Below are 16,446 nucleotides of genomic sequence, written 5' to 3'. Positions count from 1 at the left end.
TCCCTCTTTTTTCGATCCTTTAAAACGGCGCCGCCCCACAGTGGGGCGGCGCCGTGTAAAGTCGTCCTTCGCTTTCCAAATTACTCGTAAAGCGGATATTTTTCACACAGCGCATTCACGCCCGCGCGAATCTTGTCGGCACTTCCCTCGAAGTCGGTGGCGGTAAGATAGAGGAACTCGGCGATTTTGTCCATGTCCTCCTCGACCATCCCGCGCGAGGTGACCGCCGGGGTGCCCAGGCGCAGGCCGCTGGTGATAAAGGGGCTCTGCGGGTCGGCCGGGATGGCGTTCTTGTTGGCGGTGATGTACACCTCGTCGAGCTTCTTCTCCAGCTCCTTGCCGGTGATCCCCAAGTTGCGCAGGTCGAGCAGGATCAGGTGGTTGTCGCTGCCGTCCGAAACCATATGGAAGCCTCTCGCGCGCAGCCCCTCCTCGAGCGCCTTGCAGTTTTTGAGGATCTGCTGCTGATAGGATTTAAACTCCGGCTGCAGCGCCTCGCCCAGGCAAACCGCCTTGGAGGCGATGATGTGCATGAGCGGGCCGCCCTGGGTGCCGGGGAAGATCGCCTTGTCGATCGCCTTGGCGTACTCCTCGCGGCAGAGGATCATGCCGCCGCGCGGGCCGCGCAGGGTCTTGTGGGTGGTGGTGGTCACCACGTCGGCATAGGGCACCGGCGAGGGGTGGAGCCCCGCGGCGACCAGGCCCGCGATGTGCGCCATATCCACCATGAACAGGGCGCCCACCTCCTTGGCGATGGCCGCGAAGCGCTCAAAGTCGATGGTGCGCGGATAGGCGCTCGCCCCCGCGACGATCAGTTTGGGCTTACATTCCTTCGCCTTCGCGAGCACTTTATCGTAGTCGATCCGGTGGGTCACCTCGTCCACGCCGTAGGACTCGAAATGATAATACTTGCCGGACATGTTGACCGGCGAGCCGTGGGTGAGGTGCCCTCCCTCTGCAAGGCTCATGCCCAGCACCGTGTCCCCCGGCTGCAGCAGCGCGAAATAGGCCGCCAGATTCGCCTGCGCGCCCGAATGGGGCTGCACGTTGGCGTGCTCGGCGCCGAAGAGCTCCTTGGCGCGTTCGCGCGCGATGTTCTCCACGATGTCCACGCACTCGCATCCGCCGTAGTACCGCTTGCCCGGGTACCCCTCGGCGTATTTGTTGGTCAGCACCGAGCCCATCGCCGCCATCACCGCCGGGGAGACGATATTCTCCGACGCGATCAGCTCGATGTTGCGGCGCTGCCGCGCGAGCTCCTTGTCCATCGCCGCGGCGACCTCGGGGTCGCTCTTTCCCACATACCCGATCGTATCCATCAGATCCCTGTACACCTTCGCCATACCTCCATCTCGTCGGGCCCGCGCCGGGGCCCGCCCATATTCTCTCTCTATTATACATGGTCGGCGCGAAAACACCAATAGCTATGCGGTAAATTTTCTTGTCAGCACAACTTATTCAGAAATCCTTCCCTTCCCTTTTGGAAATTCTATCATCTTGCCACTTGTTTTTTTTGCTGAATAATGGCAGAATAAAATCAGTATATGTATACAAAATTTCGCCCGCGGGCGCGGCCGACAATCGGAGGTAATAATCTGTGGAACATCAACTGGTCCTGGTCCTGGATTTCGGAGGACAATACAACCAGCTCATCGCGCGCCGGGTAAGGGAATGCTCGGTCTATTGCGAGGTTATCCCCTATCACACCCCGCTTCATGAAATCGAACGGCGCGCCCCCATCGGGATCATCTTCACCGGCGGGCCGAACAGCGTCTTCGCCGGCGAGGCGCCCTCGGTCGATCCGAAAATTTTTGAGCTCGGGATCCCGGTGCTCGGCCTTTGCTACGGCTGCCAGCTGATGGCCCAGCTGCTCGGCGGGTCGGTTTGCAGCGCCGAGGTCAAGGAGTTCGGCAAGACCGAGACCCAGTTCGACTTCCAGTCCCCCCTCTTTAAGGGCCTGCCGGTCTCGGGGATCACCTGGATGAGCCACAACGACTATATCGACAGGCTGCCCGCCGGCTTTCAGTCGGTCGCCCATACCAAGGGCTGCCCGGTGGCGGCGATGGAATGCAAGGAGCGCCGGCTCTACGGCATGCAGTACCATCCCGAGGTCAACCACACCGAGAACGGGGTCGCCATGCTGCGTAACTTCCTCTACGAGGTCTGCGGCGCAAAGGGCGACTGGACCATGGGGGACTACGCCAAGCGCTCGATCGAGACGATCCGCGCGCAGGTGGGTGACGGCCGGGTGCTGCTCGCCCTATCGGGCGGGGTGGATTCGTCGGTCGCCGCCGCGCTGATCTCCAAGGCGGTGGGCAACCAGCTGACCTGCATCTTCGTCGACCACGGCCTCATGCGCAAGAACGAGGGCGACGAGGTCGAGGCGGCCTTCGGGGGCGGAGACCTCAACTTTATCAGGATCAACGCCAGGGACCGCTTCCTCGGGAAGCTCGCGGGGGTGGAAGAGCCGGAGCGCAAGCGCAAGATCATCGGCGAGGAGTTCATCCGTGTCTTTGAGGAGGAGGCCAAGAAGATCGGCGCGGTCGATTTCCTGGCCCAGGGCACCATCTATCCCGACGTGATCGAGTCCGGCACCGGGGATGCGGCGGTGATCAAGAGCCACCACAACGTCGGCGGACTGCCGGACTATGTCGACTTCAAGGAGATCATCGAGCCGCTGCGCCTTCTCTTCAAGGACGAGGTGCGCCGCCTGGGGCTCGAGCTCGGACTGCCGGACTACCTGGTCTGGCGTCAGCCCTTTCCGGGGCCGGGATTGGCCATCCGGGTGATCGGGGAGATCACCGAGGAGAAGCTTGAAATCCTGCGTGACGCCGACTTCATCTTCCGCGAGGAGATCGCCAAGGCCGGGCTGGACCGGGACATCCACCAGTATTTCGCGGTGATCACCAACATGCGCTCGGTGGGCGTGATGGGCGACGGGCGCACCTATGATTATACCCTCGCGCTGCGCGGCGTGACCACCACCGACTTCATGACCGCAGATTGGGCGCGCATCCCCTACGAGGTGCTCGACCGCGTCTCGGTGCGGATCATCAACGAGGTGCGCCACATCAACCGGATCGTTTACGACATCACCTCCAAGCCCCCGGCAACCATTGAGTGGGAATGACGCTCGAAACGGCGAAAACCCGCATGAATACAGGCTTTTTTGCCCGTCCATACTGCTCTTGATACTGGATTGATACTATTTGTGTCCGCCCGGTATTCTCAAGAGAAAAATCCCAAAAGGACAAGCAAAACCGCCCTGCTGAACGACAAATTCAGCAGGGCGGTTTTTTTGCTTGTCTTATTTATTTTTCCGCCAAGGGATATAATATTCGCTTTCCAGGCCATCGTCGCAGGTATGGGGCCAGTTGAGTTTCCATTCAAAATACTCTTCCCTGGTGATCTCCCCGGCGTGTAACTCCTGCTGACGAAAAAGCCATTCCCGCATGAACTCGTCCACAAGGCCATACTGGAAGTACATACCCACGGGAGGGTGTGCGGGCCAGTCATCGCTATCATTGTACCGTACAGCGGTATCATCAGCGGCCCCTGCTCTGCCCGGATTGCGGACAAGTTGGAACAGGCGGATAGCGCCAGGGCTGTCCTCGTCCAGCCAGAAGAATGTCCGCATGAAGTCCTCGGCAGAGCCGGGGGCGATGGTGTAGAAGTTCTGGCGGTCTACCCGCAGCGCCTCGGCCATCTTGTCCAGCAGTTCCCGTTTCGGAACACGGTAATTCGTCTCATACTGGGCGATCCGGTTGTCCGCTCCCTTTTCCTCAAAGCCGATAGCAAGCCCCAATTCCTTTTGTGTCATGCCTCGAAAGGTGCGGATTTTCTTTATCTTGTCTCCGACTGTCATAATATCCCACCGCCTTTGCCAATAGTATAGCGCAAAAAAGCGAAAGATGCAAGATAATCTTTAACAAAAATGCGAAATAAATTCTTGACATTAACACTTATGTTAATGTATAATGAAGATGGTGACATTAACATATTTGCGAAACTAAAATAAGGAGGTGCTGACCATGGAAAAGGAGCTGTTTGTGAGAGCAGAGGAGGTCGCCAGGGAGCTGGGCATTTCCAAGCCCTACGCCTACAAGCTGGTGCGGGAGATGAACGAGGAGCTGAAGAAAAAAGGCTTTCTCACCATTCCCGGACGGGTAAGCAGGCGCTACTTCGAGGAAAAATTCTATGGGCTGCGGGACAGACAATAAGGAGGGAACCACAATGCCGGCATACAAAGACAAGGCAAAGGGCACATGGTATGCGTCCTTTTACTACGAGGACTGGACGGGCAAGAAAGTAAAGAAAATGAAACGGGGCTTTCCCACCAAGCGGGAGGCTCTGGAGTGGGAGCGGACATTCCTGCAACAACAGACCGCCGACCTGGAAATGACCTTTGAAAACTTCGTGGCTGTCTATGTGGCGGACATGAAAGGCCGTATCAAGGAAAACACCTGGGGGACGAAAGAGCATATCCTCTACAAGAAGTTGGTGCCGTACTTCGGCAAGCGGAAGATGTGCGACATTCACTCCAAGGAGGTCATCGCCTGGCAGAATGAAATGCTGGGTTACCGGGACAAGAACGGCAAGCCCTACTCTCCGGTGTACTTAAAAACGCTGCACAATCAGTTGAGCGCCGTGTTCAACCATGCGGTACGGCACTACAATCTAAAGGTCAATCCCGCTGCCCAGGCGGGCAATATGGGAAAGCCAAAGGGACGGGAAATGCTGTTCTGGACAAAGGCGGAGTATCTGAAATTCGCCGAGGCCATGATGGACAAGCCCCTTTCCTATTACGCCTTTGAAATGCTCTACTGGTGCGGCGTCCGGGAGGGGGAGCTGCTGGCCCTCACTCCTGGCGACTTCGACTTTGAGAAACAGACCGTCACCATCTCCAAGTCCTACCAGCGGATTAAGGGCAAGGATGTGATTACCGACCCCAAGACCCCTAAGAGCAACCGGGTCATTCAAATGCCCGCTTTCCTCTGTGAAGAAATGCGAGACTATATCAAGAGCCTGTATGGGGTGAAGCCCACCGACCGCATTTTCACGGTGACAAAATCCTACCTCCACCGGGAGATGGACAGGGGTGCGAAAGAGGCCGGGGTAAAGCGGATCAGAATACACGACCTGAGGCACTCCCACATTTCGCTGCTCATTGACATGGGCTTTACGGCCCTGGCAATCGCTGACCGGGTGGGACATGAAAGCATTGATATTACCTACCGCTACGCCCACCTGTTCCCCACCCGGCAGGCGGAGATGGCGGACAAACTGGACATGGAGCGAAAGGGGGCCTAAATCATGTCAGTGAAAAATCTTGACCGACACAACCGCTGGAGAAACAAAACTGTGGCTTTCCGGGTGTCCCCGGATGAGGACAGGGAAATTGAAACCGCTGTGCGGCTCTCCGGCCTTACCAAACAGGACTACATCACCCGACGGCTGCTGTGCCGGGATGTGGTGGTACAGGGCAACCCCAGGGTGTATAAGGCCCTGCGGAACGAGCTGGCCGCCGTTCTGGAAGAACTGGAGCGTATCGAGGCCGGGAATGGCGTGGATGGGGAGTTGCTGGACACCATCCGGCTGATCGCCGCCATCATGGACGGCATGAGGGAGGATTGATAGATGGATAGATTGCAAGAGAAAACGACTGCCCCATATCCGCCTGTTGGCGCAGACGGGGGACAGTCGCTCTCACAAAAACCTAACCAAAGTATAGCAGAGGGCGTGACAGAACACAAGCCCCCGGAAAGAGATTTGGAGGAAATCCTGCGGCAGATAAGCCGGGTCAATGACCCGGCCTATCTGCCTACCGTGTCTATGAATGACCTCTACGAACAGGTGTACCCCGGCAGACCTCCTGTGGTAGACGGTCTGCTCTATGCGGGGACATATCTCTTTGTGGGCGCTCCCAAGGTGGGCAAGTCCTTTCTCATGGCCCAGCTTGCCTATCATGTGAGTATGGGCCTTTCCCTGTGGGGGTATGAGGTGCGCCAGGGGACAGTCCTCTATCTGGCCCTGGAGGACAACCACCGTCGCTTACAGGAGCGGTTGTACCGGATGTTTGGAGTAGAGAGTACCGGAAACCTGTTCTTTGCCATCGGAGCTAAGCAGCTCGGCGGTGGCCTGGAGGAGCAGCTAAAGGGCTTTGTCCGGGAACACACGGACACCCGGCTTATTATCATCGACACCCTGCAAAAAATCCGGGAGGCCGGGGCAGAGAAGTACAGCTATGCCAACGACTATGAGGTAATCACCAAACTGAAACGGTTTGCCGATATAAGCGGGGTTTGCCTCCTGGTTGTACATCACACCCGCAAGCAGCAGGCCGATGATAAGTTTGATATGATCTCCGGCACCAACGGCTTATTGGGTGCGGCAGACGGGGCCTTTCTGCTCCAAAAGGAGCGGCGGGCAGACAACGCCGCCACCCTGGACATTTCTGGGCGGGATCAGCAAGACCAGCGCCTCTACCTCAAGCGGGACGAGGAACGGCTTGTGTGGGAGCTGGAGCGGCGGGAAACGGAGCTGCGGCAGGAGCCGCCTGACCCGGTGTTGGAGGCTGTTGCCGCCCTGGTAACGGCGGAACGGCCAGAGTGGAGAGGGACGGCCACGGAACTTGTCGCCGCCCTGGGGCTGGATATGAAACCCAATGCCCTGGCTATGCGGCTGAATGTCCGGGCGTGGCGGCTGTCCTATGAGTACCACATCCACTATGAAAGCGCCCGAACCCATGCCGGGCGGAGTATCAAGCTCACGTTGGAGGAACCCCAGGCGTGACGACCGTGACAGCTGTGACAGCTTTTCGGAGTGCGGAGGCGGTGTGTAAAACATCGTCACGGTCGTCACGGCTGTCACGGGGAGCGGGGGCGAAAGTCAAGGGGGGCATACCTGCGGGTGGAGATTGCCGCAAGTCAATACAACCCGTACCCCTTGACTTTCGGCCCACGGAAAACACTTGCCGGGCGGTGGAAAGGCCCCTGGCCTTTCCACCCTGCCCAACGGCGAGTGACAAAGTTTAGGCGGGGTGCAGGGTGCCCTTTTCAAAGGGCGGCCCTGCTGGGGGAGGCAACCGCAGTTGCCGGGGGCAAAGCCCCCACACCACCCCGTAGGGCGCAAATGCGCTTTTGATGGCCGTCAGGCTGTCAAAAGTGCTTTTGCGTTACTTTCGCAGAAAGTAACAAAGGCTCGCCGCTTGCGCGGCGGAAAAGGGAGGAGGGATTGATTTGAAAAGGACAATCAGCGCCATGGTGGGCCAAGGATCGGTGAACCATAACAGTAGAAAATTCCACGCCAAGAACACTGACCCGGAACGCTCCCACTTGAATATAACCTACTGCCAGGAGAATATCAAGGCGGTGTACCATGAACTCTTTGACGAGGCTCTGGAACGGTACAACGCTAAACAAACCAGGGCCGACAGAAGGATAGAGGATTACTATGAGAAGATCCGCTCCGGCAAGCAGGAAAAGCCGTTCCATGAAATCATCCTGCAAGTGGGCAATCGAGATGATATGAGCGCCGACAGCGAGGAGGGACAGCTTGCGGCAGCGGTTTTGGACGAGTACATGAAGGGCTTTCAAGAGCGCAACCCCCAACTCCGGGTGTTCTCTGCCCACCTCCACATGGACGAGGCTACGCCCCATCTGCACATTGACTTTGTACCATTCACCACCGGGAGCAAGCGAGGGCTGGACACGAGGGTATCTTTGAAACAGGCGTTAGCGGCCCAGGGTTTCCAGGGCGGCACCAGAGGGGACACAGAGTGGAGCCAGTGGGTGCGCTCGGAAAAGGAGCAGCTTTCCCTGGTCATGGAGCGCCACGGGATTGAGTGGGAGGACAAAGGCACCCACGACAAGCACTTGTCTGTGCTGGACTACAAGAAAGAGCAGCGGGCAAAGGAGATCGCCGTTCTGGAGACGGTCAAGGCGGAGAAAGAAAACCAGGTGGAGAGCCAGGAACGGCGGCTCAAAGAACTTGCCCCGGCGGTGAAAAATATGGAGCGGTTGGCAGCGGATTTCTCCGCCAATCCGGAGGAGATTTTGCCGGAGCCGGGAACGCTGGAAACAGGCCGGGCCTACCGAGAGAAAAAGGCAAAGCCCCTGCTGGCCCAAATCGTCAAGGTGCTGCGCTCCCTGTATCTGGCCTATGTGGAGCTGCGGGGGAAATTTGAGCGTCTGCAAGGGGACTATGGCCGGGTGAGGGAGAGCAACATCCGCCTGTCTGATCGATTGCAGGAGGTCAAGTTGGAAAACAAGGCCATGCGGCAAGTCTCCGCTGACTATGAGCGGGTCAAAAGGGCCTTTGGCCCAGAACAAGTGGACAGAATATTAGAGGCAGCTTACCAGCAGGAACATGCCGAAAAGGAACGGAAACGGGCCGCAAAGTCAAAAATTCGGATAGACGCACGATAATCACCAAAACCGGAGGGTATTCCAGTGAATACCCTCCGATTTTATTTGTGGAATCGGTAAAATGATTTCTTGTTTTTTAGAGCGTACTATGATATACTGCTATTATCCTGATTTGAGGAGTCTATCAAATATGCGGCAAGGTATTCTTAAATAAAATTTGATAATGGGCGCAAAAATGATTGCCCCTTGCAGGGGCTTGGTTTTTGTACCCAATTTTAAGAATACTTTTGCCTTTTTAGTAAATATCGTGACGGACCGCGGCTTATGTAAGTCGTGTATGTTTCTGTGTGTCCGAAGTCATGATCCCCAGCGGTAAAAGTATTAGCCGCTGGGGATTTTTGCGCCCATTCGGGCCTTGTATGGAGGATAGACATGAACATTATCAATATCGGGATTCTTGCCCATGTAGACGCTGGAAAGACGACCTTGACGGAGAGTCTGCTATATGCCAGTGGAGCCATTTCAGAACCAGGGAGCGTCGAAAAAGGGACAACGAGGACGGACACCTTGTTTTTGGAGCGGCAGCGTGGGATTACCATTCAAGCGGCAGTCACTTCCTTCCAGTGGCACAGATGTAAAGTTAACATTGTGGATACGCCCGGCCACATGGATTTTTTGGCGGAGGTGTACCGCTCTTTGGCTGTTTTAGATGGGGCCATCTTGGTGATCTCCGCGAAAGATGGCGTGCAGGCCCAGACCCGTATTCTGTTCCATGCCCTGCGGAAAATGAACATTCCCACCGTTATCTTTATCAACAAGATCGACCAGGCTGGCGTTGATTTGCAGAGCGTGGTTCAGTCTGTTCGGGATAAGCTCTCCGCCGATATTATCATCAAGCAGACGGTGTCGCTGTCCCCGGAAATAGTCCTGGAGGAAAATACCGACATAGAAGCATGGGATGCGGTCATCGAAAATAACGATGCATTATTGGAAAAGTATATCGCAGGAGAACCAATCAGCCAGGAAAAACTTGCGCGGGAGGAACAGCGGCGGGTTCAAGAAGCCTCCCTGTTTCCGGTCTATCATGGCAGCGCCAAAAAGGGCCTTGGCATTCAACCGTTGATGGATGCGGTGACAGGACTGTTCCAACCGATTGGGGAACAGGGGAGCGCCACCCTATGCGGCAGCGTTTTCAAGGTTGAGTACACCGATTGCGGCCAGCGGCGTGTCTATCTGCGGCTATACAGCGGAACGCTGCGCCTGCGGGATACGGTGGCCCTGGCCGGGAGAGAAAAGCTGAAAATCACAGAGATGCGTATTCCATCCAAAGGGGAAATTGTTCGGACAGACACCGCTTATCCGGGCGAAATTGTTATCCTTCCCAGCGACAGCGTGAGGTTAAACGATGTATTAGGGGATCAAACCCGGCTCCCTCGTAAAAGGTGGCGCGAGGCCCCCCTCCCCATGCTGCGGACGACGATTGCGCCGAAAACGGCAGCGCAAAGAGAACGGCTGCTGGACGCTCTTACGCAACTTGCGGATACTGACCCGCTTTTGCGCTGCGAAGTGGATTCCATCACCCATGAGATCATTCTTTCTTTTTTGGGCCGGGTGCAGTTGGAGGTCGTTTCCGCTTTGCTGTCGGAAAAATACAAGATTGAAACAGTGGTAAAGGAACCCACCGTCATTTATATGGAGCGGCCGCTCAAAGCAGCCAGCCACACCATCCATATCGAGGTGCCGCCCAACCCGTTTTGGGCATCTATCGGACTGTCTGTTACACCACTCCCGCTTGGCTCCGGCGTACAATACGAGAGCCGGGTTTCGCTGGGATACTTGAACCAGAGTTTTCAAAACGCTGTCAGGGATGGTATCCGTTACGGGCTGGAGCAGGGCTTGTTCGGCTGGAACGTAACGGACTGTAAGATTTGCTTTGAATACGGGCTTTATTACAGTCCAGTCAGCACGCCGGCGGACTTCCGCTCATTGGCCCCGATTGTATTGGAACAGGCATTGAAGGAATCGGGGACGCAGCTGCTGGAACCTTATCTCTCCTTCACCCTCTATGCGCCCCAGGAATACCTTTCCAGGGCTTATCATGATGCACCGAAATACTGTGCCACCATCGAAACGGCCCAGGTAAAAAAGGATGAAGTTGTCTTTACTGGCGAGATTCCCGCCCGCTGTATACAGGCATACCGTACTGATCTGGCCTTTTACACCAACGGGCAGAGCGTATGCCTTACAGAGCTAAAAGGGTATCAGGCCGCTGTCGGCCAGCCGGTCATCCAGCCCCGCCGTCCAAACAACCGCCTGGACAAGGTGCGCCATATGTTTCAGAAGGTAATGTAAAGATACATAATCGTCAAGACGGCAACAATCAGAAGTTATGGAGGGTAACAATGGAATATCGTAAGGAAGATTTAATGGAAGCAAAAAAGCAAATTTTGGGAGTGGGAGAGAACATGGGAACAGAGGAAAGTAAAAAAATCTGGGAGGAGAACGCACAATTTTGGGATAATGCAATGGGTGACGAATCTAATGAATTTCACAGAGAGGTAGTGCGTCCCAAAGTAACGGAACTTCTATCTCCTAATCCTGCGGATTATATTTTGGATATTGCGTGTGGCAATGGAAATTATTCTTCGTATCTTGCACAAAGAGGCGCTTCGGTTGTCGCTTTTGATTACAGCAAAAAAATGATAGAATTGGCTAAAAGACGGCAATCACAATATGCAAAACAAATTGAATTTTGTGTGGCGGATGCGACCAATAGAAAAAGTATATTAGAATTAAAAAGAAATCGAGCCTTTACGAAAGCAGTTTCTAATATGGCAATTATGGATATTACGGATATTGAACCACTTCTTATGGCTGTTTATGAACTGTTGCAGGAAAGCGGAATTTTTGTCTTTGCAACGCAACACCCTTGTTTTGTCACGTTGACTGAAAAATATATGACACCGCACAGTTACTATGATATAGCGATTGAAGGGCAACCGAAAGAGCAGATTTATTATCATCGTTCCATACAAGATATTTTTAACCTTTGTTTTAGAGCTGGATTTGTCATTGATGGATTTTATGAAGAATGTTTCAAAACCAACAAAGAAATTCCTATGGTAATGATAGTAAGGCTTAAGAAGGTAAAACGTGATACCTTACAATAAATTCAAGTTTGTCGGGTAAATAGCAAAGCCAGCCGAGCCAGCGGGCGGTCAAGATGAACGGGCTTCGCCCACCGTTGACAGCCCCGCCCGGTTTCGCAGTTAGGCAGTCAAGGAGCGACAGCAAGGAGTGCTGCCGCCCCGCACTATTATTCAGAGAGGGGGAATTTCCATGACAGACCAGAAAGCCTATCAAGAATATATCCAGCGCAGGTACAACGCCTCTTGCAAGGCTGTTATCCGCTGTGCCTGACAGCGTCCGTCCGTGCCGGAATTATGTAGAGCTCCACATAATTCTGTTGTATTTCCCAGCCTTTTGTGATACTATTTTGATACTAATAAACTTTACAGCCGAAAATAGCAGGTGGAATATTAACATATTTGCGAAAGTTTTTCCTGCGAAATCACCTCAAATACACCCTACTATATCTGAATTTGCCGAGTGGGAATGATGTCATAGGCCGAAAAAAGCCAGTAATATCGGGCTTTTTCAGCGCCTAACTCCCGCTATGGCAACGATTTGGCAACACTTTTCATTATTCCATCAAAAAAGGACTATCTGATTTTTAAAATCAGATAGTCCTTTTTTTGCTATTTATCAGACTTTAGGCCCTCTATCAGCATATCACTCAAAGCCTGGGAGGGAACCTTGGCCCACCGCTGTGTGGTGTCAAACGCCGATGGCATTCTACAGCCGTTCGGGTAAGTATTGAGAGGAGTGATATTTCATTCAGCTGCTCCCATTTATTTCCAATCCAACAAACAGAAATAGTAATAGTTGGATTATCTGCGGTCAGAGTAAGGGGCATGACCATACAGGAAACCAATGATGAATCAAGATGGTGGCGTTCATGACGTCTCCAGAATTATGTATAGCAAGCAGTGCATATCCCAAATAAATCAAGAGTAGACAACTCAACTTTACCCGTTTGGTTTCATCCTTTTTCTTAAACTATTTATTATCCGTTGCGCTAGATGATATGGGAAAACAAACTGCTTGTACTTTAGCCCCTTTTATGATAGTATAATTATGCTTTTAATCATCATATGGGTATCATCTTCAGCCTTCAGGCTGCATAAATCTTTCGACGATTTCGTCGGGTTTATGCAGCCTATTTTTGTACAATTAAAACAAAATACGAAACCCTATACCGCTCTTAGAAAAGATATACTATTTATAATTATGCTATTGTTTGGAAATGTCGTTTGCTCTTTGTTCGACGAAGCTTCAGCAAACGATAACAGTAAAAATTATAACTTCGGATTCGCGGGAATGCTTTTTTATGTTTTATGATTCGTCGAAAGAAGAAAGAGCATATGTCTATTTGCTAATGGAGGGTTTACATGGATTTGTCAATTATAATGCCATGCTATAATATGGAATCCACTATATTGAGAGCTCTCAATTCTATTTATATCCAAAGTGTGGATTTTAAATTTGAGGTTATTGTAGTCAATGATGCGTCTACGGATAACACAGAAAATTTGCTTAGGGACTACGCTAATAAACATGAAAATTTAAAAATTGTAAATAATGAAACGAATTGTGGTAACGCTCAGTCATTTTACACGGCATTATGTATAGCACAAGGAGACTATTTCTGTGTATTGGATGGCGACGACTACTACACCGTTCCGAATAAATTGCAGCGACAAATTGACTTTTTCCGGCAGGATATTCGTGAAGAATATGCTGCAGTAACACACTACTACATTATGGATTTGGGAAATGGAAACGTCAATATACCAGATCAAACTATACGAGAAAGCTTTACTTATCCAGATTTTTTAACTCAGAATGCTGGTTATTACCATACTTCAACTTACATGTATCGAAATCTTTATCGAGGACATGTCCCACTACATTTTCGCAGTGATGTTTTTCGCGGCGACTCTTCACGAACCTTTTTTACTTTAATGTATACTGGTAAAAAAGTCAAGGTACTTAATTTTGTTGGTTCAGCATATGTGTTTACATACAACGGAATTTGGTCAAGTATGTCACAAAAAAAACAATATCATAGACAATTGCTCTTCCTTCATGGCTGGAATGATATTGTACGATCTTCATTTGAAAAAAACAAAATACAGGCACAAATTGATTGGTGGACAAAAGGACAAGATCAGGCAACAGATGAGCAACGTAGTTATGTTTCCGTTTCTATCGAGGAAGCACTTAGACGTCTTGAGAGACAATGTGGAATATATGCTTTTCGAGAAAAAGATTTCATTTTAAATGCCCTCTATTATTCCGAGTTTATAGATAGTTTGTGTGCAACTTTAGGATATATTTATCGTCTATATCATCCAGAAACTGTTCAGACAGTTGCCGATGTTAACAAAGTTGCTATTGTTGCTTGTGCTCTCAAACCGCATGGTGGTGGCATTTTTCGTGAAATCTTTGAACTAATTGAAATGAATGCAGGGCAACAGGTATATCTATTTGTAACAAATCCCGACAATGTTGATGATGAGGCAATTCAGTTGCTTTCACATTTTCACAATTTGCAAATTATAATTGCCCCTATAGAATTTGAAAAACGTTTGGATTATTTACAGCACCAATGGACACGGATATCTCCTGCTAGAGCGTATTATTATTGTTCACACATGGATACTCTAGCTACTGCTTTAATACAGCAGGGTCCATGTCAAAATGTCACTTTGTTTTCTTATGACCATGGTTTTATCTGTGGCATTTCCAATCCCAACATAAATTATATTATTGCCAAGCGATCGGTAGATGTGGAGCTGCTAAAAAAGTATTTTGAAAATAAAGTTCTGTACATACCTGCTTGGTCGACTAAAAATTCCCACAGTATGGCCCCCTACTCTCCTTTTTTCAACCATTCCTCTTTAATTACCTGTAGCGGAGCTGCGCGATTTTATAAATTAGATGGTTGTCAGCCAGCTTATATAGATTTGGTACTCGACTTACTAAATGTAACGCGCGGAGTACATTATCATTTAGGGCCGTTGCCGGAGGAAAAACGCGCATATATATCTACATATTTAAAAGAGCATAATCTTCCGAAGGATGCTTTTCGCCAGACAGAATGGGTGGAAGATGTTTCCAGCTTTTTGCTGGCTCAGCATGTGGATGTATTTATTGAACCGTTTCCAGTAGTTTCATATAAGCTGAGTCTGGAAGTAATGGCTGCTGGAATTCCTATTGTTGCCTTTAATGGATTTACTCGACTTTCTAATCCAGATTTTATTTATCCTGGTGCAATGCTTTGGAATACTTCAGAGGAATTCATTGAAACATTAAATAATATTGGATCCAAGGAATTAATGGAGCATTCTGCCAAAGCGAAATCTTGGTTCGAAAACAATTATTCATATGAAAAGGTTTATACTTATTTACAAAATAATGTCGCCATGCCACTTCCAGTATGTTCCAAGTCGGAGGATAATGTTTTACGTGAAATACGAGATTATTATCGAATGTTTGGGGAGGATGCTTTCGTAAGATTAATGCTGCCGGAATTCAAAGTCCTGCAAAAAAAGCGCATTGAGATCCAAAATAAAAAGAAATATAAGAAAGAAAAGGAAATAGAAACGGCACAATTATATGCAAGTCATACTTGGCGTATTGGACGAGCCGTTACTTGGTTACCAAGAAAAATTAAAGGCATATTTATACATCCGCTTTGTTCTACTATTCCCATAGAGAAAACTCCGGATGCGATCCGAAGTTCCAATAGCTGGAAGGTAGGGCGCATTATAATGTTCCCTGTGCGCGTTGTGAAAAAAGTCCGTTGGGGTCTTTTCCATATCACTGGAACTCGCTATCAGTTGAATCAGCTCGACAATTTACAAAATCAAATTCTGGATATTCACAACATAAATATCCAGTTAAGATCGGCTCTAAGCAATGTAAATAAAGAGATGCAGGAAATTGAAACACAGCGCGGAAAGGATCTTAATGATATTCTCAAACTTATCCAAAAAGATACCCAATTAACTGATGTTATTTACCATGGGTTACAGCAAGATCGGCAAATAATAAAATCCGATATTGATCTAACTACTTCTCGGATGAATCAAATAGTTAATACAATAATAAGAGCAAATAAAGAAAATAGTTTATTGATGTCCCGGACTATTCAAAGAAATTTTATTGAGCATCTGGACTATCATTTAGTGGATCAATGTAACTTAAACTGTAAATGCTGCAGTACTTTCTCACCAATAGCTAAGAATCATTTTGCCGATCCTCAATCATTTAAACAAGACCTTCGTAAGCTGCATGATCTTGTTGGTGATAAAGTTCTACAAATTCATCTACTGGGTGGAGAGCCTTTGTTACATCCCGAAATAGAAGAGTTTGCTCGAATCGGCAGAGAAATTTTTCCATATGCAAGAATAGATTTTACCACCAATGGTATTTTGGTGTTTAAAATGTCTGATTCATTTTGGAAGACAATGAAAAAATATGATATTGCTTTAAAATATACTCAATACCCCATTGATATGGATTACAAGAAAATGGAGGAATATGTAATTGAACGAGGGGTTAACGTATTTTCTGCTGGAGGGCAAGAAGCGATCCGTTATTTCCGGAGAATACCGCTCAATACGAAGGGGACTTTTAATTCATGGAATTCCTATCTTCGTTGTCCCTACACGGATTGCGCACAATTAAGGGACGGGAAATTATATCATTGTCCAGTTCCTCCTTTCTACGACACTTTGAATGAGCATATGGAGAAAGATGGTATAACTGGAAAGTTCAGGTTATCCAACTTGGATTATGTAGATTTAAACCAAGCAACAGATGGTAAAGAGATTATGGAGTTTATGGCAAATGCTCAACCCTTCTGCCAATATTGTGATATGAATAATATTACAGATGTAGAATGGGGACAGTCTAGTCGAAGTATAAATGAATGGGTTGATAGATAGTCTTA

Annotated in this window: 11 protein-coding genes; 9 read left to right on the top strand and 2 right to left on the bottom strand. The window is 50.0% G+C overall.

From position 1 onward, the window contains the following. Positions 1-80: 80 nt before the first annotated feature. Entirely contained in the window at positions 81-1,334 is a 1,254-nt protein-coding gene (gene glyA, locus EDD78_RS10370; protein WP_132084883.1) for a serine hydroxymethyltransferase, read from the bottom strand. A gap of 263 nt (positions 1,335-1,597) precedes the next feature. On the opposite strand from glyA, the gene guaA reads away from it, so the two are divergent. Next, positions 1,598-3,130: a glutamine-hydrolyzing GMP synthase gene (gene guaA / locus EDD78_RS10365; RefSeq protein WP_132084882.1), complete on the top strand. Its 1,533-nt coding sequence runs from the start codon at positions 1,598-1,600 to the stop codon at positions 3,128-3,130. Positions 3,131-3,307: 177 nt separating this feature from the next. Here guaA and EDD78_RS10360 read toward each other — a convergent pair whose 3' ends face one another. Further along, positions 3,308-3,865 carry a helix-turn-helix domain-containing protein gene (locus EDD78_RS10360; protein WP_004010378.1) on the bottom strand — a complete coding sequence of 186 codons (558 nt, stop codon included), beginning with the start codon at positions 3,863-3,865 and terminating at the stop codon, positions 3,308-3,310. 166 nt (positions 3,866-4,031) lie between these two features. Here EDD78_RS10360 and EDD78_RS10355 point away from each other — a divergent pair, with 166 nt between their 5' ends. From EDD78_RS10355 to EDD78_RS10310, 8 genes are all read left to right on the top strand, one after another. After that, positions 4,032-4,220, top strand: a complete 189-nt coding sequence (locus tag EDD78_RS10355; protein ID WP_004010379.1) for a helix-turn-helix domain-containing protein — start codon at positions 4,032-4,034, stop codon at positions 4,218-4,220. Positions 4,221-4,233: 13 nt separating this feature from the next. Beyond that, the gene (locus tag EDD78_RS10350; protein ID WP_004010380.1) at positions 4,234-5,310 is read left to right on the top strand and encodes a site-specific integrase; all 1,077 of its coding nucleotides are present in this window, start codon (positions 4,234-4,236) and stop codon (positions 5,308-5,310) included. Positions 5,311-5,313: 3 nt separating this feature from the next. Further along, a complete protein-coding gene (locus tag EDD78_RS10345) occupies positions 5,314-5,634 on the top strand; it encodes a plasmid mobilization protein (protein WP_004010381.1) in 321 nt (106 codons plus the stop codon). A gap of 3 nt (positions 5,635-5,637) precedes the next feature. Beyond that, positions 5,638-6,792, top strand: a complete 1,155-nt coding sequence (locus EDD78_RS10340) for a helicase RepA family protein (RefSeq protein ID WP_031474225.1) — start codon at positions 5,638-5,640, stop codon at positions 6,790-6,792. Positions 6,793-7,238: 446 nt separating this feature from the next. Next, positions 7,239-8,426: a plasmid recombination protein gene (locus EDD78_RS10335; RefSeq protein WP_228275371.1), complete on the top strand. Its 1,188-nt coding sequence runs from the start codon at positions 7,239-7,241 to the stop codon at positions 8,424-8,426. Positions 8,427-8,798: 372 nt separating this feature from the next. After that, positions 8,799-10,718 (top strand): tetracycline resistance ribosomal protection protein Tet(W), encoded by a 1,920-nt coding sequence (tet(W), locus tag EDD78_RS10330; protein ID WP_031474227.1) that lies wholly within the window; start codon positions 8,799-8,801, stop codon positions 10,716-10,718. A 50-nt stretch (positions 10,719-10,768) separates the two neighbouring features. Further along, entirely contained in the window at positions 10,769-11,536 is a 768-nt protein-coding gene (locus EDD78_RS10325) for a class I SAM-dependent methyltransferase (protein WP_004010385.1), read from the top strand. Positions 11,537-12,877: 1,341 nt separating this feature from the next. Next, positions 12,878-16,441: a glycosyltransferase gene (locus tag EDD78_RS10310; protein ID WP_132084881.1), complete on the top strand. Its 3,564-nt coding sequence runs from the start codon at positions 12,878-12,880 to the stop codon at positions 16,439-16,441. Positions 16,442-16,446: the final 5 nt, after the last annotated feature.

Origin of the sequence: Harryflintia acetispora, from assembly GCA_004340125.1 — a bacterium.
GTDB classification, from domain to species: Bacteria; Bacillota; Clostridia; order Oscillospirales; family Ruminococcaceae; genus Harryflintia; species Harryflintia acetispora.
Note: the sequence above shows the minus strand (reverse complement) of the source record. Positions and strands in the feature narration are given on the sequence as shown.